This is a genomic window from Microbulbifer mixtoriginis (SeqCode), from assembly GCF_052467515.1.
In genome coordinates this window covers 2,668,374-2,686,676 of sequence record NZ_CP174314.1, presented here as the reverse complement: position 1 = coordinate 2,686,676, position 18,303 = coordinate 2,668,374, and the positions used below count along the sequence as shown (strand labels likewise).

The window sequence follows — 18,303 nt, the reverse complement described above, 5'->3', positions numbered from 1 at the left end:
GGTTTAGGTTGTTCATGTGGCTATTGGGAGTGGCGAGATACTTTAGAGATAAACCCCATTAATAATGGAAATAATTTGCACATTAATAACTGATTTGCGGAATTCAAGGTGTCACTAAAAAATAGTTTCCCTTTGCTGCCCACCAATAAAATTATTTTTCTGCTGAATGTCCTGTTCAATAATAATCAAAAGTCAACATAAAAAAAATTTAGGAAATTATGACTTTCCTGAACTACATGAGCCGGAATGAAAACTTCATCACAGGATTTCAAGATAATGCTTGTCATTATGGAGAGCTCACTTTATAAAATGATCGTGCCATCTAGGTAGCTCCAGTTTCTTTTTTGGGGGGAAGTCGGGAGCTATAGAATAATTTTTAAAAAAAATATTTGGACTAATGATGTTCTCGCTTGCCGACCTGTTCGATAGGGTTACTAGTGGCTTCTGGAGTGGAAGCCTTGAAAATCTGACTGGGGAAAACTTATCAAATCAATGCTGTGAGAGGGCTCTGTCTCTTTTGCAGTTGGCCGATACTCCGTTGGTCCATGGAGACAGGCTGGTAATCAGAGCGCAAAACGATATTCCTACAGTGGCAACAATGTTGGCGGCCTGGCACCTCGGTTTGGTGGTGGTTCCCGTCAAGGGTGATGCCTCACAATCCTCAGTGAGTGCAATAGCAAGCGACTGCAATGCCAAGGCCATTGTGGAAGGTGAAAAAGTTATTTCGCTGGCTACTTATCGATCGCAGCAGCGATTATTTGAACTCAGCACACCTGTCAGGGTGACAGGTGTTGACCTGGCCCTCATTATCTATACCTCGGGAAGTACCGGTAAGCCAAAGGGCATAATGCTCACCCACCAGAATGTGCTTACTTCTCTGGATTCACTCTCGCAGTATCTTCGCTTGGCTGAGACGGATCGCATACTCTGCCTTTCACCATTGTCATTTGATTACGGTTTATACCAGGTGTTGTTTGCCCTCAAAACGGGGTGCTCAACAATTCTTTACGATAAAACGTTCAACCCTCTTCATGCTTTGAAAGTAATATCTGATCAGAAAATTTCAGTGTTACCCATTGTTCCGGCGATGGGGGCTGCCTTGGCGAAACTTTTGACACTGGTAAAACCTGATCTTTCTGTACTTCGTGCTTTAACCAATACTGGTGGGCACCTACCTGAGTATGTCATTCGCACTTGGAAAGAATATTGTCCGGCGCTCGATGTTTTCTCAATGTATGGTCTCACTGAGTGTAAAAGGGCCCTTTATCTGGAACCGGAGCTTTGGGAGCAGAAGATGGGGTCTGTGGGTAAGCCTATTCCCGGCCTAGATGCTCGAATTTTTCTAATGGATGCCGGTACCAACGCCTATAGAGAGGCCGAGGTCAATGAAATTGGTGAGCTTTTCGTGCGTGGCTCCGGAGTTATGCAGGCATATTACGATCCCTGTGCTCAAGGGGGGGCACAAATCTTTAATGGTCTGTACCGGGATGATAACTGGCTTGCTACTGGCGATTTATTTAGTCGGGACCAGGAGGGTTTCTATTACTTCAGGGGGCGCTCCAAGGATCTGATCAAGCAAGCAGGTTTTTGCCTTTTCCCCAAAGATTTGGAAGCCGTAATTGATACATGCCCGTTGGTACACCTCAGTGTAGTGCTCGGTTCTTTAGATAAGTTTCAAAATGAGGTTGCGGTTTGTGTAGTTGAACTGCAGGAAAACACGCCCGAAAATCAACAGCAGCTCAAAGTGTGGTTGAAAGAGAATCTGGATGCTGATTACACTCCGAGGGAAGTGCGATTTGTTGAATCAATCGACCTGACAGCAAACGGCAAAATTGATAAGAAAAAACTTGAACAAGAGCTTCAAGCATGAGTTTTCTCAGTTGGAAATACTGAGACTATTTGGTCGGCGGGCAGCGTACTAGCTTAATAATAAATAATATTTTAGACCGGTAAGTCGTAAATACGGCTGAAATATTTGTGCCCTATATAAGAATGAATTTAAATTTATCCTGGTGATATCATGAAAGCTTCATTGGAAAAGCTCGTTGCCCAGCTGAGCCAGCAAAGGCAACACTTTTCAACACCGTGCTATGTCTACTCCCTAAAAGATATTGCCGATAACTACCAAAAACTGAAAGGCCGCCTGGGAACATCTCTCATATATTCCCTAAAGGCGAATAGCTGCCTTGATCTTGTCGTACGTAGTGGTCATGTTTTTGAAGATGGAGTTGAAATTGCCTCTGTGGGGGAGTTGAATCTTCTCCCTCGAGGTGAAAGCCCTCGCTATATCAATAACCCTTCCGCAGATAAAGGTTTCCTCAGAGCGGCAATTGCAAGTAAGTGTACACTGGTGATCGATAATCTATCCCAGTTAGAAATCGTTAAGGAATTTCAGGGGAAGCGTCCGATTAATCCGCTGATACTTCGTTTGAACCCCAGCACCTTGGATCAATTTGAGAAGGCTCCGGTAACCACGAGAAGAGACCACTTTGGCTTTGGTTGGAGTGATGTTGAAACGGCCTTGGCATTCTGTAAAAAACATGAGTTGAAAGTTGCTGGATTCCATGTGTTCCGAGGATCCTATAATTTCGCAAAGCTCGCTTTTAATACTGCGCAAGCAGCTTTGCAAATAGTTGAGAAATTTGAGAGGCAGCTCGGCTATGCCATTGATTTAGTTAACCTTGGCGGTGGCTTTGATCTGAATTGGGAAAGTATTGATTTTAATTTTGAACAATATAGGGAATTACTTGGTGAATTTCCCTCTCACATAAAAATCGCCCACGAAAGTGGGCGTGCTCTGGTTGCCAGTGCGGGATATTTTGTAACTCAGATTCGCTACGTGAAATCGATAGAAGGGCAGCAGTATGGAATCTGTGATGGCGGCATGGCGCAGAACTTCCTTTTAGCGAAAACGGAAAGTACTTTTAAACGCTTCAGTCAGCCACTGATATTGCGTGGCGATGAAATATTGGAATTTGAGAGCAGTACAGAGAGCTGTTTGCTGGTAGGTACTTCCTGTAACAAGGAAGATGTGATCGGTGAAATAAAAGGCGGGCCTGTACAGCCTGGCGACTTGGCTGTTTTCAGCAATTGTGGAGCCTATAACGCGAGCTATACCGTTGCTCCATTCCTGAGTTTACCTTCTGCTAAATCCTACCTCATGGAGTAACTTATGGAACTGCAATCTATTGCCGGCAGCTTTGTAATCAATCAGCTTTCTTCCGTTTCTCCAGTGCCAGCTTCACTGCAAGGGCTTCTTGAGGAGGCCTGTGTGCGTCTGTTCGACGCTTCAATGATCATTGAAGACCCTCTGACAGAGCCTGCCCCTCTTCGAGAGCCATCGGTCAAGCAGCAACTAGAACAATTTGAACAAACTTTTGTTATTGATCAAATTATTGACAAGGTGCGCGATGAGGGGTTGGCCCACCATTTCCATGAAATGATAGGACTGTTTGGTTCCATCATGATGAGTCTGACGGCGACTGAAGATCAGCTGGCTCAAGTGAATAACTGGGTGGAGCAGGGGATTTTTGGTCACTTCTTGATGACAGACCCCGGTGGCCCAAGCCTGCAGAGCTGGAAGACTGAGATACAGGATGATGATGGTGTTTTGCAGCTTAATATCAATAAAATTCATGGTATAGAGGCACAAAAGCTAGGGTTTGCCATGGTTGTTGCCAAACAGGCAGCAAGGCCATTCCCAGTTACATTGATGCTGCCTCCTGAACTCTGTGCTGAATTGAAGCAGTCATCTGTTGGTGAGCCCTTCCTGGATGGCAAGCTGCAACTGGGGAACTGCCGTGGTCGTGTCCCAGTTACTAAAGAGATGCTGCTTAGCAAAGGTGGTCTAGGGAGTGTTAATCGCTTCCTGACACTTGTGCGTCCCCGTTTTGTGAAGTCTCTGATGCACTTTGTGCTTTGGTTACGAGATCAAGGGGAGGTCGAGTTGTCTGTTGCGGATCAGGAGATTGTCGAGTATCTGATTTATCTCTGTAATGAGCAAACCTCGGCCACCATCTTCTCAATGCATAGTGTGAATAGAGTGCTGGCAACAAAATTTGCCAGTAACGAATTACTTTTGCACTTGGTATCTTCGGGTAAGGTACAAAGCAAAACTCGCCAGCGGGATTTGCTGGCGTTTACCAAGATGGAAGGAAGTTCCTACCGCTGCTTTTTCGAGATTTATAGTAAGGCGAAAGGGCATCGGCTATGAGCTTATACCTGAAGTCAGCGGCATTTACCCCCATAGAAAATATTACTTTTGCAGAGAGTGGAGGCTTGCAAGAAGCCTTCGCACAAATCGGTGAAATTATATCTGAACAGAGTGCTCGTGTAACAGAGGTTATTCCAGAGGAGGTAAGGGCTGAGATTAACCGACACTTTCTTTGTTCAACCATGATTGAGCTACCTTTTACGACTGGGGCCGTTAATACGGACGATTTAAACTCTCTGAAAAATCGACCAAGTATTCCTGTGACCAGTTTTGTGAACACTTATGAGTGTGCATCCTGGGGTTACAGCCTGCGCTATTACTTGCGACAAAATCCAGCTGTACGTTATGTACTAGTCAGTATTCTGGATGCCAATGTGCTGGATTTAAGCTTTTGGCAGAGTAATGAAAATTGGGGCAAGAGCGGCTTTGGTTTATGCACATTGCTCTTGGAAGTCGACTCATTCAGAGTGGAAGATATTACAGCCGGTTGTGCGGTTACCTATAACACAACACCAGAGTTTGCAACAATTATCAGAAAGATGGCCAGTGCTGGGAAGGATCTAACTTTATCTTTGCCATTTTTCCCAGAAAACATACGACAAATATTTACCCGTTTACTCAGTAGTTTCCAGCAGCTTCCCGATCTTCATGAAAGGTGGGGGCACTGTTTTGGTAGTGATCCCTGGTTAAACATTATTAGCCACGGAGTTGAGGGTAGATTCCAAGAGGAAGAGAAGCTATTGGTATGTTCTATTGCTCTCAATGGCTATTACTGTACGGCTGAAGTTAGGGTTGACCAGGGTAGCACTTTTTACTTGGCGGAGGCGGTATGAGTAAAGTGATAGAGCTTTCCAGTAGGTTACTGCGCAATCCCTATCCGCAAACCCCTAAACTCTGCGCAGCCCAGACATTGCCCTTGAAAGGTGAATCCGATTTTCTAGCAATTTCTCAGTTACCGGTGGGTACAACTCCAGTACTTTTAAGCTTTGCTGAGCACTATCAACTCTTGGTTGAGCTATTGGAGTGCTTGGATCAATCTGGGGTTTTGATCGAAACAATCTTGATGAGAATGCAGATGCCTGCTGGTGGAAGAATGCCAAAAGTATTTCTACATGAGCGCGTCTTAATGTTGCAGGATATTCAGGCTGAGGAATATATCTTACAAAGGGAGGGCAAGCCGTATCTGGTTATTGAGGATAACTTGGTACGACACCCTCTGGAAGCAGGCAATAATAGTATTCACATCAGGATATCTGCTACAGAGAACTGTGAAAAATTAGTTTCTTTATACTCTGAAAAATTATTGGAATTAGGTTTTGGTGCCATTGAAAAAATGGCCAGGGAAGGAACCGCATAAAATGTATATAAGAAGCCTCTGGGTTGATCATAAAGGGGAAACAGAGCAACTGTTGAACTCCCTAAATCATTACCTTTTGGGATTAGATTATATCCCAGAGCTTGTATATATCGTTTCAGCCGGCGAGGCTAATGTGTTACTGGAGCGGCCGGTTGTTGAGTTTCTAGTTCAGCTGGAAGAGGCTGGGCATAACATTCAATTTGTAGGTAGTGCATGTACCAGTTTTCATGCTGCGCTTTTAAGTTATTCCAAACGTCATGAAGAAGACGCCCTAGTTATAAATTTAGAGCTGGGTAAAGAGCGGCAGCAGGAATGCCTGGATGCCCTGGGTATAGGAATAAAGCCTGGGCAGGACGGTTTGGATGTGATTACAGGAGTGGCAGTTTCCTGGTTATGTAGGCATTACCACGAACGGAGTTTATGCCAAATTTCCAGTTGTGATATTTTATCGCAAGCGCCATCACTCAATGGGGCGCCTGAGCTGGTGCAAAACCTCAAGAAATTAATGGCGACTGATCTGGACAATTCCTGCCGTGTAGTGTCCTTTGATATTCAATCTCGCTGGGCGAAAGGATTGATGAAAGGCTTTTCTCATGAGGATAAAACTCATTGGCTGCCTAGTGTTGAGCTTGATGGGCTTCACTATCTTAGTATTAAGCCTCTTGCGGAGATTGATAAATATTGTTTGAGAGACGAAATTGAAGGTCTCTGGATAATCACTCTTGGTGGCGGTGGTAGGGCTGGTTGCCTCCGGGTACACAGAACCCCACAAGCAAATGGACAGCTGCTTTCCCGTCTGGTGAACACAGAGACCGTTTCTCTTGAAGAGGCTTATCAGGGTTTTAATGCAGCACAAAGTCTCGAAGATGCATACGGCCAGGATCACCTTCCTCATGTTCGCGGCGCCATGATTTATCCCCAGAAAAAATACCGGGGAAGACATAATCAAATATTTCACTGGGTGCTGGGTTCCGGCAGCTGGCGGTCACTCTTGGAAAATCAAGGAGCCAAACATGGGTAGAAATATCTATAAGTCTGATTTGCGGGAATTTAAATTTCTTATTGAAGACCAGTTTCATCAGGCCAAAACACTATTTGAGCACCCTCGCTATAGTGATTGCTCTGCTGAATTCGTAGATGATGTTCTGCAGCGTGCGAAAAAATTTGCTACCGAGGTATTGGGACCAGGTTATCAAGAGGCTGATGAACAAAGTTGCCACTTGATTGATGGCAAGGTACAGCTGCCTTCCTCTTTTCCGGAGATGTGGGGTCGTTTTAAAGAGGAATGGGGAGACTTATCTTCTAGCAGTGGCGGTCAGGTAACTGATCTTCCGCCCTTTATAATGCAAATGCTGTTAGAAATGTTTATGGGGGCCAACCCCAGCTTTATGACCTATGGTGGTTTTTGTTTGCCATCTTCTACCCTGGTAGAAAAATATGGTTCCGAAATTCAAAAAGCACTATTTAAGGACAAATTGGCTACTTCTGAGTGGACTTCTTGCCTTTGTTTGACTGAGCCACAGGCTGGCAGTGATGTTTCCCTGGTCGATACCAAGGCCGCCCGGCAAGCAGACGGTACCTATTTACTCACCGGTGAAAAGTACCTAATCAGTGCTGGTATGCACGACCTAACAGATAATACCTTGTACTTTGTGATGGGTAGAGGGGAGAAGAGTGGCTCGGGAACCTATGGTTTGTCTTGCTTTATCGTACCCAAATACTGGGTTGAAGAAGATGGCAGTCTAGGAGAGTTTAATCATGTTGAATGTATCTCCCTTGCTGACAAAATGGGTTTTAAAGGTTGTGCCAATACTCACCTTACCTTCGGCAAGAATGGCCAATGCCGTGCATATTTACTAGGTGATCGGGAAAATGTTGGATTATTGCAGTTCTTGACCCTGATGAATCAGGCAAGAATTAGCACAGGGGTTTATGCCCTGGGAATGGCTTCCTCGGCTTACTACAACGCTCTAGCCTATGCCAGTAAACGCATTCAGGGTAAACGTTTTCATGAAAGCTTCAGCGCTACGGCAAGCAGGGTCAATATTGTTGAGCATGTAGATGTGCAGCGCATGTTACTGGAAATGAAATCCAAGGTTGAGGGCTGCAGGGCCTTGATCGCCAAGCTGACCCTATCTGAAAGCTTACTCAAGACATTCGAGGGGGATGAGGCTAAGAAAACTGACGCTACCTATCATCAGGGGCTGGTAAACCTGCTGACTCCCGTGGTGAAAGCCTATATCAGTGATCAGGCATGGCGCATTTGTGAACTGGCCATTCAGACCTGTGGTGGCCAGGGTTACCTGAAAGAATTGGGTATTGAACAGTATGCTCGGGATATCAAGGTACTCGCCATTTGGGAAGGAACTAATTATATCCAGAGCCAGGATCTTATCCGAGATAAGTTAGGGCTGGGCAACTCCAGCAAGCTGTTTCAAATTTATAAGAGTGAGTTTGAATCATTTATTAATAGAGCGGGTGATTTCCCCAATTTCAAAACCGAATTTAGCCGCCTTCAAGAATCCTTTGAGCACTTGGAGACTGTCCTGAAAACCGTACATGTGTGGGTCAGGACCAAAGAGATGTTCAAAATTCCGGCTTACAGTACTCGTATTCTGCACATGATGGGGGATATTACTCTTGCCTGGTTGTTGTTAGAAGCTGCCTGTAGTGCATCCAGTCGCCTGAGTAAAGGAGAGGGGGATAAAGCTTTCTACGAGTCGAAGGTCACTAGCGCTAAATTCTTTATCAGGAATGAATTACCCAGAACCAAGATGGTGATGGACATTATTCAGGATCATGATTCATTTTGTCAGGTTGACTCTCCCGTATGGGATTCTCTTCTCTCTGGGGTGGAATCGCTGTGATGAATGCTTTCGATCAAATACAAAAAGAATATGACGTTGTCATCATTGGCGGTGGCTGGGCCGGGTTGACTCTGGCTCGGCAAATTAGACGCGGTGACCAGGATGTTTCAATTTTGGTTGTAGAAGCTAGTGATAGTTTCCGTGCAAAAGTGGGGGAAGCTACTGTTGAGATGACCGGCCATTACTTTATGAAGCAGTTGGGCTTGGTTAATTATCTCTATAGGAACCACCTTCCGAAAAACGGTTTGCGCTTTTTCTTTGATAAACCTGATCACAGCTTGTCTCTAACCGAAATGAGTGAGCACGGAACTACTAGTATTCCGCCTCATCCAGCTTTCCAGCTGGATAGAGCTCGCTTGGAGGCGGACCTGGTTGAAATGAACCGGGAAGATGGTATTCAAGTTCTGATGGGTGTGAAAGCCAAGGGCCTCAGTATTGAGTCTGACGATAACCGTCATTCCGTTCAGCTGTCTGTGGCTGATTGCAAGACTGAGATTGCAGCCCGCTGGTTGGTGGATTGTAGTGGGCGCAATCGCTTTGCAAAGAAACATAAAAAGTTAACACGCCAGGAGAATGTACCCGAGCACTTCTCTTCCTGGGGACGCTTCAAGAATATCCGGGATATTGACTCCATGGGAGATGAATCTTGGAGAAAACGGGCTTTTGGCCGCTTCTTATCTACCAATCATTTTTCCGGAGATGGCTATTGGGTGTGGTTTATTCCACTGAGTGGTGGCTATACCAGTGTCGGAATTGTCGGTGAAAAGGATAAGTTTGAAAAACCACCCACCAAGCGTGAGAGCTTCCTGGATTTCCTGATGAATTATCAGGCAATTTCAGAATTGTTAGATGGCGCTGAGCTGGTGGATTTTGAAGCTTGGGGGCAGCTTGCCTATCGTGCGGATGAATTTATTTTCCCCGATCGTTGGGCCACCTCTGGTTTTGCCTCTATGTTTCTCGATCCCCTGTTCAGTGGTGGTGGCGATATGATCGCTTTATTTAATGATCATATCTGTAAATATATCCTGATGGATCTCGCTGAACCTGATAGAGGCAAAGCCCAGAATATACTGAATCAGGAGCTAGCCATTGCGAATCAGACCGTAAAAGAGTTTTATCAAGGCCTCTATGCTCATGTGGCCAATGTATACCCGGTTATTGATTCTGCTGAGCTCTGCTCACCTCTGTTGGCATACAACACTGCTGCTTATTTTCTTGAAATCGCCTGGGACTATATGTCAGGCAGCTACCTGGATCAGGAGTACTGGCAGCGTAAAAGTTACCTGCGCCGAGGTTATATGGCATTGGAGCTTATATTGCAGAGGCAGTTGATAGATACCGCGAAAGTTCTTAAATCGGAAGGTCGTTATTACCGTAGGAATGATGAAGGATTTTTTGAGTCTGGAGCGGATCATTACAAGTATTTTGTCTACCTGATGGGTACTGCTGGTCGGGATGGTTGGCGCATTGATTTAAGGGTAAAGCTGTGGGTTGAGATATTTCTCAAGGTGATTGAGGCCAAATTGGATTTCCCTGGGCTAGCTAACAAAATGGTAGTTCAGCAAAGTATATTGTTGCCGGATTTATTGGGGAGGCCCAATTTAAGCACTGCCGACAAGGGGTGGTTGCTGGAGAAAATTTCTGAAAAATTTTCAGAAATACTATCAGATGAGACGGAGCGCCCTGTTCAAGTTAGAGTGACGGAAGACTCTTTCCATACGGAAGCACTGGAAATTAAGGATTCTTCGGGAGAGCTAACTATAGATGAACTTGACAAGCTCGCTAAAAAAGCCAAATCGCTCTGGTCTCAAAATCAGGAATACATTGCGATGCCAGGTATGGTACCGGTTTTCTTGGCATTTGCACGTAGCCAACCCGACAGCATTATGGATTCTGTAATTGATCAGAGAAAAGCTATGGGAATGGATCAACAAGCCTCAGAAAGTCCTGTAGTGGAGGCGTTGTGATTCAAGAGTTTTTCAAAGCGCGTGATAGCAAGAATCTGGCATTTCGCTGGCTGCCAGCAGAAGATACAGAGACCGCGCTCATATGTATGCACGGCAGCACTTTTAGCAGTCAGTGGTATTTAATGTTTGGGCGAATGCTACACAAACAGGGAATGTCCATTTGCTTACCGGATTGGCGAGGGCATGGGAAAAGTGAGGGGCGTCCTGGAGATCTGGATTATCCGAACCAATTACAGGATGATCTGCAGGATCTGATAGCGCACCTCAAGGAGAGAGGAGTTCGCCGTTTTGTACTCGGTGGGCATAGCGCCGGCTCTCTTGCCTCTCTGCGATACCTCGGAATATATGGTACCAATGACATCGTGGGTTTTTTTGCTATAGCACCACCGCTAACCCAGGCAGAAGAAACTCGAAAGTATGATATTGCCACTTCAGGACTTGAGTACTTTATCCGCTATTTTCGTAAACGGCGACACAGCAGACCAATGGCGGGCCCAGAGCAGCAAAATTTGCCCAAAATAAATCTTTGGAAATATTGGCTGGCGATGCTTATTCCTGCATTCAGGCGGATGCCTGTTTTAAGCTTCCCTCCAGTAGGTTCAGCTGCTGGTAATCAGGGTAGGGTACTTGATTGTAGCTTCAACTTACTTAGTGCTTACACTATTAAGAGATATACCGATCTATTCGCCAGTATTGATATCCCGTGTCATATCACCGTGGGCCAGTACGATGAAGTAGTCGATGCACATACCTTATATACGGTAATGAATTGGTATATCTCACCTAAAGTAGAATCCTATTTAACTGAGATTCCCAATGCTACCCATATGTCAGCTATCTCAGCTTCGGCTAAACCGATCTCCAGCTGGCTCGATAAGGTGGTAGAGAGGCGATTGGAGGCTGCTTTGTGAAGCAAATGGTTTATGATATTTCTGGGGTGAAGCCTGTAACACTAGCAGTGGGTGCGGAGTTCTCTGTGTTGGACTTATACCCCGATAAATATAAAAAATTATTGAGCACATCAGAGGTTAAGCATAAGGGTGTTATCCAGAGAAGTGATCGCAATTGCTTTCACATTAAAGTTACAGATTTGTTCAATTTGCCCCTGTATTACTTTACCCTGAATGAGCAACTGTTCATCAGTGCGAAATTGTCCTCATTTTTGGCCGTAGGTGCAGATAAAGTCGATCTGAACTATTTGGTTGAGCTTGAATATTTCGGATTTCCTACTGAAAGAAAAAGCCTGCTGGAAAATGTCAGAATGATTTTTCCGGGTGATGAGGTGACGATCACAGCTGAGTCATTAATCTGGCTGGATGATACTCTTGCTACAGAACCTAATTTGAAAGCTGCTTTGGTAAAGCCTCAAAGTAGAGGGGAGTCCTTATACAATCTTCTCCCTAAGGTGGCTTCACAATTATTTACACCTTTCGATCATGTGTTCTTTGCCCAAGTGTTTGAGCAAGTAGAAGCTTGTGAAGAGCTTTTGTGCGAAATTAGTAAAAATAGCCTGCCGCGAAAATTTGGGTTTAATCGTCAAAGATCAGATATCTTTAAAGCGGCGCACAAGTCCAGAAAGGTTGAAGGTATTGATCTGAAAAACTATGTTAGAGAGATTAATGATCAGCTTGAATCGAGCTGGGAAGCTTCTGGTAAGGAACAGGATAGGGATGTCTACCTGGCAGAGTATTTGTATCATCCTTTTATTCTTTTTCATCTGAATATTCTGGCTGCAGAGTTGGGTAAGGAGGTCAGGCTTGTCGATGAGAGTAATTTGAAAGAAAAGGGTGGTCTGAATCAAATTTTCTGTTTGGATGATAACCCTATAGTTAATGTTTATGAGTCTTTTCAGAGGGTGTTTTTTTACGGAAACCGATGGCTTTCACGTATCTGGTTTTTTATACCCCCTATGATTAGCGCCAAGATTATTAAGCGGCAACAGAAATACTCTGAAGGTGAGCAGCATATATGTATATATGCTTTGACCCTAGATTATTTGTTGCGATTCTATCCCTTGAAAGTTGGTAATGTAACTGGAGATTAGGTATGTCTACAGCAGTCGTAGAGAGCAAAGTACAGGAACTCTGTGAGCAGATCGCTCTTATGCTGAATGTTGATTCTGTTGATGCGGATACCCCTATTGCTGAGTTGGGTGTGGATTCACTCAATATTGTTGAAGTGATATTGATTTGTGAACAGCTTTATCCTGGTGTGATGAGCCCAGAAAATCTGGTTTTTGATGAGCACACTACCCTAAAGGAAATGGATACACAGTTGCTCGAAAATTCAGCTGAGATTTAAATCTTTTTTAGGGGGTAGCCCATGTTTAAGAAAATGCTAACAATATTAATAAGTAGTCTTCTGATTGGTAACATTATTGCCTGGTTTTCAGGGGCTGCTCCCATTGACTTCAAAAAGATAGACTATAGCAAAACTGAATTTGAACAATTGGAGTTTCTGACAGCTGAGCTGGGTCAGAATCAATCTGCCCCTGAATTAATGTTGCAACTTGGGCAGCTGTACAGCTACCACAATGAAATAGACAGAGCGGATAATTTACTGGCTACCGCCTACCAACAAGATCCTGAAAATATGCTGATTAAAGCAGCCTATTTTTCCAATGAAGGTAAGTTGGCTGGTGCCATGTTCGATCCGGCCATGGGGTTGTATAAACTTTATCGTCTGCGTCAAGCGATGAATCAAGTGGATGAAGCGGCGCTACAAGCTAGCTCTGACTTTAATGTGCGACTGGTTCGGCTGCTCACTTTTTCTTTTGTTGGTGAAGTTAGCGGTCACTTTGACAGAGTGTTTGAAGATGAAGACTGGTTCATAGCTCTGATAGAAAAAGATAATGATGCTTTACCTGGGGAAGTCAAACAACTTGTGTATCTGGCTCTCGCTAATGCCTACAGGATTAAAGGGTTGGATAATAGTAATGAACTTAATATAGCTCTGGATTATTACCAGAAAGCAGAAAGTTTGGCTGAATGTCCTTCTACCATGCTGGATGCCTGTGAGCAGTTGAGTCAAATGGTTATTACTTTGGGCGAAGCCTAATGTTGGTTGAATTGCGCAATGTATCTAAACGCTATGCCATGGGTGATATCTGGGTAGACGCCCTAAAAGATATCACTCTTTCCTTGGGAAAAGGCGAATTTCTCGCTGTGAAGGGGCCTAGCGGTAGTGGTAAGAGTACTTTGCTTAATATTTTGTCGGCTCTTGATCAGTGCGATTCCGGCACTGTTCAGGTTGGCGGTGTCAATATCGGTAAATTGGGAGAGCACAAGCGTTCAAAATTCCGAAACCGGCACATTGGCATTGTATTTCAGTCCTTTAATTTGATACCAGTGCTTACTGCCCTGGAAAATGTGATGTATCCGCTGACTCTTAGGGGAGTGAAAGATGCCAAAGCAAGGGCTCTGCAGGCACTGAAAGATGTAGGCCTTGAAAAACAGGCTGGGCAAAGACCAACCCAGTTATCGGGGGGGCAGATGCAGCGGGTAGCTATAGCCAGGGCGATTGTCACACGGCCTGATATTGTATTAGCAGATGAGCCTACGGCAAATCTGGACTCGAAAACCTCAGAAACGATCATGGCGCTGATACAGAAGTTGAATAGAGAGCAGGGCATAACCTTTGTTATTTCAACACATGACGATTATGTAACTAGCCTGGCATCCAGAGTGATTACTATTTTAGATGGAGAGTTAGTGAGTGATCGCCTTAGTGGTGACGTTCTGGCCAGTGGGTATGATAGATCCAGTATTACAAGTTCGGGGGTTGAGGTATGAAAATACTTAGCACACAGGATTTTCTGAAGGTACTTACAGTTTTCTTTTTTCTGTTTGTCAGCCTTCCAAAGGTGATTGCTGAGGAGTACATACCCCCTTCAGAGATCCCCTCTTCTAACCTCGAGAGAGTTCGCCTGGTTGAAGATTTAAATGAAGAATCCACACCAGAACAAAAGAAAATTGCGTATTTGGCCGAATTGGCATTGCTGACTTCCTCAGGGGATACACGAGTTGAACAAGTGGAATCCCTGGAACAAAAAATGACCAAATTGAAGAGCACGCTGAACAATGATCCAGAGTTGAGTGCCGCTCTAGGATCGGCAATTTCCTTTCGATCTAGTTTCTATCTCGATCAATTGGCAAAGCTATCCTTATTTTCAAGGCGGGGAAATCGCATGATGGATAGGGCAGTAAAGCAGGCCCCTTTCAATCTTGGGGCAAGATTGCAGAGGGGCATCAGCTGCGCAAATATGCCGGCCTTCTTGAAACGGGCCCGCTATGCAGTAGAAGACCTGGAGTTAGTTCAACAAAAAATTGGTGGTAAGTACGGTGATGAGTTCCAGGCATTTGTCGACTACTACCTTGCACAGGCCTATGAACGTAATGATCAGGCAGATAAAGCCAGAGAACTCTGGACAAGGTTGACAGCTTCAGAAACCGAGTGGGCGAAAAAATCTCGCCTGGCCCTGGAGAAACTTTAGTTATGACTCTGGGTTGGAAGGTAGCGCTGTTAAATATTCTTAGAAACGGTCGACGCAGTATAATCACCCTTGCGGCGGTTATTTTTGGCTGTACCAGCTTGATTGTGTTCGGTGGTTTTGTTCAGTCCATGTACGATGGCATGCGTGAAAGCATGATTCGCTCGCAGCTAGGGCATATCCAGATTTATGCCGATGGCTACAACCAATATGGTAAAGCCGAGCCAGAAAAGTACCTGATTCCCTCTGCCAGCTTAGAGCAGATTACCCAGCTAATTGAAGAGAAGAGCCAGGCTTTGGTTGTTGCACCGCGACTGAATTTTAATGGTCTTCTGAGTGATGGGAAGCAGTCAATTGCAATATCGGGTATTGGTATCGATGCTGAAAAAGAGGTACTACTTTCCTCTGCAATCCATATTGTAGAAGGTGAAGATCTATTTCCTGAGGATGTTGCTGCTGCGCATTTGGGAGAGGGGTTGTTCAACTCCCTGGACGCTCAGGTAGGGGACTACCTAACATTGCTTGCAAGCACCCAGGATGGAGCAATAAATGCGGTAGACATTCAGATAGCCGGTGTGGTGACCACTGGCGTGAAGGAATTGGATGATCGCTTACTCAGAGTCAATTTGCCACTTGCGCAGGAATTACTTTATACCTCGGATCTAACCCGGCTGGTTGTATTGCTTGAAGAAACTGAACAAACCGATATGGCTGTAGACGCCTTGCGTAAGGCATTTAAGCAACAGAATCTAGGGCTGGAATTAAGAAGCTGGTGGGACTTGGCGGCTTATTATCATCAGGTTGTTGGCCTATTTAATGGAGTGTTTGGTTTTATCACCGTAATTGTCCTGGTGATTGTAGCTCTAAGCATATCCAATACCATGTTGATGGCTGTGATGGAGCGCACCCGAGAGATCGGGACTATTCGAGCCATGGGCGGGACACCTACACAGGTAGTTGGCTTAATTCTTTTAGAGTCTGTGTTTTTAGGTATTATCGGTAGCCTCTTAGGATTGCTTATCGGAATTCTTGCGGCAAAGGGCATTACTTATGCCGAATGGATGATGCCGCGGCCGCCGGGCAGTACTCAGGATTACCCGATAAGGGTATTTGTGGTTAATGAAATTCTTATCAAAACCTTTGCCTTGGGTTTTTTGGTCTCCTTAATTTCTAGTGTTTATCCAGCAGTAAAGGCTTCCAGAATACCGGTAGTGAATGCGTTGAGATTCACTTGACGGTAATGCAATAGGTTTATAGGTGTAGGGTAAAAAGATGAAAAGAAGCCGTTTTATTTTTTTTGTTGGGTTTTTATTCTCCCTAGTCGTGCCAGCAGTGGCTGAGGTAACGGCTGAATCCCTGGTGAATCGATTAGATGAAGTTAGGGGGTATAAGGATCAAGGATTTGTTTTTAATATTACTAATATCAGCTATAAGAAAGATAAAGAACCTCGAACTAATACGCTCAGTGTTAAAGTGTTTAACGATAAATCTTTGATTCACTTTGAATCTCCCGCTCGTGAAAAGGGGAGGGCCATGTTAAAGGAAGGTAACAATATGTGGCTCTATATTCCCGGAACTCGCCGAGTTATTCGTATTGCACCGTCTCAGCGGCTGATCGGGGAAACCAGTAATGGAGATGTTGTTGGGACTAATTTCTCAAGAGACTATCGTGCAGAAATTATTGGAGAAGAAACCCTCGAAGGGCAGGATTACTGGTTGTTGGAGTTAACTTCAACGGCTTCCGGTGTGGCTTATGCAAAAGTGAAAGTGTGGATGGAAAAGACAGAAGGAAACCAACCCTTTAAGAGTGAATTCTATTCCCGGTCAGATCGCCTATTGAAAACAGCTTTTTACAAAGAATATAAAACCTTTGGCGATGAATTGAAATTACATAAGCTCCTTCTCGTGGATGCCCTGTTGCAGGAAAACTATACCTGGATGAAATTCGATGATTACCGTCTCAAGGAATTGGATCAGGCTATTTTCCAGAAGGCCTCATTGGGCAAACTGAATTAATATAGAAAGACCATGGCGATCCCAAATTTAACCCAGCATAAACTGGCCATAATCTTAAGTGTCTCTGCCTCAGCTGCTTTAGCTAGTGCACAAGAGTATAAAGACCCTTTCTCTAATGAGCTCTCTGAAAGTTCTAAATCACAAGATCTTTCATCCAGTAATAGGGAAAGTGGTTATTATTGGAGTTATGATATTTCCGCTATTGCCTATCAGCAGCAGAATAGCGTGCGGGAAGACCAGTATTTTAACCCTGGAAATCTACAATTTGGTGAAAGAGAATCTTTGCTAGCACTGGATTTCAGTAGTCAGTTTTTATCGGGGCCACACTTTTCTACTTTTGCTCGCCTAGCCTTTATTCAAGACTATAAGGTGGATGATGATGGCGCCTCTTCAGAAGAGTTCAATGCCTACTTATTGGAGGGCTACTTATCTTCGTACACATCTAACCGGAGACTGGGTATTAATATTGGCAGGATCAAACCTCAGTGGAGTAATGGTTACAATTGGTCCCCTGCCAACTTACTCAAGCCTGTCTATGACCGACCAAATCTGGATACAGATGATCTGACTCAACAACAGGGTTGGGATATGGCGCATCTGGATCTTCGCTACGGTGACTGGAACGCGGGTATCTACATTGCTGAAGTGGAAGATAATCTGGATCGGAAGCTGGACCATCCGTTTGCTGACCACGAGTATCAATATGCATTGGTTCTGAATAGGGAGGGAGATCTGGATACCAGGTTAGTAGTACACCAGTTGGACGGTGGAGAACTGAATACGGCCCTGGGTTTGAGTGCATTGGCACGTGATAATATTACTCTACGATTTGAGGGGGCCTGGGAACAGCAGCGCGAGCTGCCAGTGGCTAGTGATATCTCCTATGGAGGTCTACAGGATCACGGTTACCTAAAAGCAGTGCTAGGTGCTCAGATGAGCCTTAAAGGCGGCTGGGATATTACGGCAGAATATCTATACAACGAACATGGGTATGAGTCAGAAGAGTGGGACCAGGTTATCGAACAAGTGGATCTTGCCAAGCAAGGTTTACTGTCTGTTCAGGCGCCAGCTGCCTTTAATTTCCTGATTGATAGCTATGAGCTGTTATCGGTGGGGCAGTTGCGCCGGGAGTATTTGTTTTTTATGTGGGGTAACACCCGGATTGAACGGAAGTTTCAGTATCGCCAGAGTATTCAATACAACATTGATGATCAGAGCCAGTATCATAACGTGGAATTAATCCAAAATTGGACAGAGCATTTCAGCACTAGACTTCAGGCCCAAGTGTTTAGTGGCTGTGAGAGCTGTGAGTTTGGCCTAATTCCGAATGAGCACTTGCTCCGCTTAAGTTTTTATTACGATTTTTAGTAATCTACTAATTGTTTAGCTTCAAC

General features: G+C 44.6%; 17 protein-coding genes. All 17 read left to right on the top strand.

The window, feature by feature from the left end:
• Positions 1-397: 397 nt before the first annotated feature.
• Positions 398-1,870, top strand: coding sequence for a class I adenylate-forming enzyme family protein (locus tag ACJJIT_RS11380; RefSeq protein WP_444898455.1), 1,473 nt, complete (start codon positions 398-400; stop codon positions 1,868-1,870).
• Positions 1,871-2,020: 150 nt separating this feature from the next.
• On the top strand, positions 2,021-3,169 hold the full coding sequence (locus tag ACJJIT_RS11375) for a PLP-dependent decarboxylase (RefSeq protein ID WP_444898454.1): 1,149 nt from the start codon (positions 2,021-2,023) through the stop codon (positions 3,167-3,169).
• A gap of 3 nt (positions 3,170-3,172) precedes the next feature.
• Complete coding sequence (locus ACJJIT_RS11370) at positions 3,173-4,213, top strand: hypothetical protein (RefSeq protein WP_444898453.1); 1,041 nt, start codon at positions 3,173-3,175, stop codon at positions 4,211-4,213.
• Positions 4,210-5,046: a hypothetical protein gene (locus ACJJIT_RS11365; protein ID WP_444885280.1), complete on the top strand. Its 837-nt coding sequence runs from the start codon at positions 4,210-4,212 to the stop codon at positions 5,044-5,046. Before ACJJIT_RS11370 ends, ACJJIT_RS11365 begins: the two co-directional genes overlap by 4 nt.
• Positions 5,043-5,570, top strand: a complete 528-nt coding sequence (locus ACJJIT_RS11360; RefSeq protein ID WP_252085537.1) for a hypothetical protein — start codon at positions 5,043-5,045, stop codon at positions 5,568-5,570. Before ACJJIT_RS11365 ends, ACJJIT_RS11360 begins: the two co-directional genes overlap by 4 nt.
• Positions 5,533-6,591: a hypothetical protein gene (locus ACJJIT_RS11355; protein WP_444898452.1), complete on the top strand. Its 1,059-nt coding sequence runs from the start codon at positions 5,533-5,535 to the stop codon at positions 6,589-6,591. The genes ACJJIT_RS11360 and ACJJIT_RS11355 overlap by 38 nt, the downstream gene beginning before the upstream one ends.
• A complete protein-coding gene (locus ACJJIT_RS11350) occupies positions 6,584-8,437 on the top strand; it encodes an acyl-CoA dehydrogenase C-terminal domain-containing protein (RefSeq protein WP_444898451.1) in 1,854 nt (617 codons plus the stop codon). Before ACJJIT_RS11355 ends, ACJJIT_RS11350 begins: the two co-directional genes overlap by 8 nt.
• Positions 8,437-10,404: an NAD(P)/FAD-dependent oxidoreductase gene (locus tag ACJJIT_RS11345; RefSeq protein ID WP_444898450.1), complete on the top strand. Its 1,968-nt coding sequence runs from the start codon at positions 8,437-8,439 to the stop codon at positions 10,402-10,404. Before ACJJIT_RS11350 ends, ACJJIT_RS11345 begins: the two co-directional genes overlap by 1 nt.
• Entirely contained in the window at positions 10,401-11,315 is a 915-nt protein-coding gene (locus ACJJIT_RS11340) for an alpha/beta hydrolase (protein ID WP_444898449.1), read from the top strand. Before ACJJIT_RS11345 ends, ACJJIT_RS11340 begins: the two co-directional genes overlap by 4 nt.
• Positions 11,312-12,448 carry a hypothetical protein gene (locus ACJJIT_RS11335; RefSeq protein ID WP_444898448.1) on the top strand — a complete coding sequence of 379 codons (1,137 nt, stop codon included), beginning with the start codon at positions 11,312-11,314 and terminating at the stop codon, positions 12,446-12,448. The genes ACJJIT_RS11340 and ACJJIT_RS11335 overlap by 4 nt, the downstream gene beginning before the upstream one ends.
• A gap of 2 nt (positions 12,449-12,450) precedes the next feature.
• Complete coding sequence (locus tag ACJJIT_RS11330) at positions 12,451-12,705, top strand: acyl carrier protein (protein ID WP_252085543.1); 255 nt, start codon at positions 12,451-12,453, stop codon at positions 12,703-12,705.
• A 21-nt stretch (positions 12,706-12,726) separates the two neighbouring features.
• A complete protein-coding gene (locus tag ACJJIT_RS11325; protein ID WP_444898447.1) occupies positions 12,727-13,461 on the top strand; it encodes a hypothetical protein in 735 nt (244 codons plus the stop codon).
• A complete protein-coding gene (locus tag ACJJIT_RS11320) occupies positions 13,461-14,195 on the top strand; it encodes an ABC transporter ATP-binding protein (RefSeq protein WP_444898446.1) in 735 nt (244 codons plus the stop codon). Before ACJJIT_RS11325 ends, ACJJIT_RS11320 begins: the two co-directional genes overlap by 1 nt.
• A complete protein-coding gene (locus ACJJIT_RS11315; RefSeq protein WP_444898445.1) occupies positions 14,192-14,896 on the top strand; it encodes a hypothetical protein in 705 nt (234 codons plus the stop codon). Before ACJJIT_RS11320 ends, ACJJIT_RS11315 begins: the two co-directional genes overlap by 4 nt.
• A gap of 2 nt (positions 14,897-14,898) precedes the next feature.
• On the top strand, positions 14,899-16,128 hold the full coding sequence (locus ACJJIT_RS11310) for an ABC transporter permease (RefSeq protein ID WP_444898444.1): 1,230 nt from the start codon (positions 14,899-14,901) through the stop codon (positions 16,126-16,128).
• 37 nt (positions 16,129-16,165) lie between these two features.
• Positions 16,166-16,909: an outer membrane lipoprotein-sorting protein gene (locus ACJJIT_RS11305; protein ID WP_444898443.1), complete on the top strand. Its 744-nt coding sequence runs from the start codon at positions 16,166-16,168 to the stop codon at positions 16,907-16,909.
• Positions 16,910-16,921: 12 nt separating this feature from the next.
• Complete coding sequence (locus ACJJIT_RS11300) at positions 16,922-18,277, top strand: hypothetical protein (protein ID WP_444898442.1); 1,356 nt, start codon at positions 16,922-16,924, stop codon at positions 18,275-18,277.
• Positions 18,278-18,303 lie beyond the last annotated feature (26 nt).

Bases quoted from the DNA above. Each gene is read 5' to 3' on its own strand.
- ACJJIT_RS11320 (WP_444898446.1), top strand. From the start codon at position 13,461: ATGTTGGTTGAATTGCGCAATGTATCTAAACGCTATGCCATGGGTGAT.
- ACJJIT_RS11360 (WP_252085537.1), top strand. From the start codon at position 5,043: ATGAGTAAAGTGATAGAGCTTTCCAGTAGGTTACTGCGCAATCCCTAT.
- ACJJIT_RS11380 (WP_444898455.1), top strand. From the start codon at position 398: ATGATGTTCTCGCTTGCCGACCTGTTCGATAGGGTTACTAGTGGCTTC.
- ACJJIT_RS11375 (WP_444898454.1), top strand. From the start codon at position 2,021: ATGAAAGCTTCATTGGAAAAGCTCGTTGCCCAGCTGAGCCAGCAAAGG.
- ACJJIT_RS11300 (WP_444898442.1), top strand. From the start codon at position 16,922: ATGGCGATCCCAAATTTAACCCAGCATAAACTGGCCATAATCTTAAGT.
- ACJJIT_RS11330 (WP_252085543.1), top strand. From the start codon at position 12,451: ATGTCTACAGCAGTCGTAGAGAGCAAAGTACAGGAACTCTGTGAGCAG.
- ACJJIT_RS11370 (WP_444898453.1), top strand. From the start codon at position 3,173: ATGGAACTGCAATCTATTGCCGGCAGCTTTGTAATCAATCAGCTTTCT.
- ACJJIT_RS11350 (WP_444898451.1), top strand. From the start codon at position 6,584: ATGGGTAGAAATATCTATAAGTCTGATTTGCGGGAATTTAAATTTCTT.
- ACJJIT_RS11310 (WP_444898444.1), top strand. From the start codon at position 14,899: ATGACTCTGGGTTGGAAGGTAGCGCTGTTAAATATTCTTAGAAACGGT.
- ACJJIT_RS11305 (WP_444898443.1), top strand. From the start codon at position 16,166: ATGAAAAGAAGCCGTTTTATTTTTTTTGTTGGGTTTTTATTCTCCCTA.
- ACJJIT_RS11325 (WP_444898447.1), top strand. From the start codon at position 12,727: ATGTTTAAGAAAATGCTAACAATATTAATAAGTAGTCTTCTGATTGGT.
- ACJJIT_RS11365 (WP_444885280.1), top strand. From the start codon at position 4,210: ATGAGCTTATACCTGAAGTCAGCGGCATTTACCCCCATAGAAAATATT.
- ACJJIT_RS11345 (WP_444898450.1), top strand. From the start codon at position 8,437: ATGAATGCTTTCGATCAAATACAAAAAGAATATGACGTTGTCATCATT.
- ACJJIT_RS11315 (WP_444898445.1), top strand. From the start codon at position 14,192: ATGAAAATACTTAGCACACAGGATTTTCTGAAGGTACTTACAGTTTTC.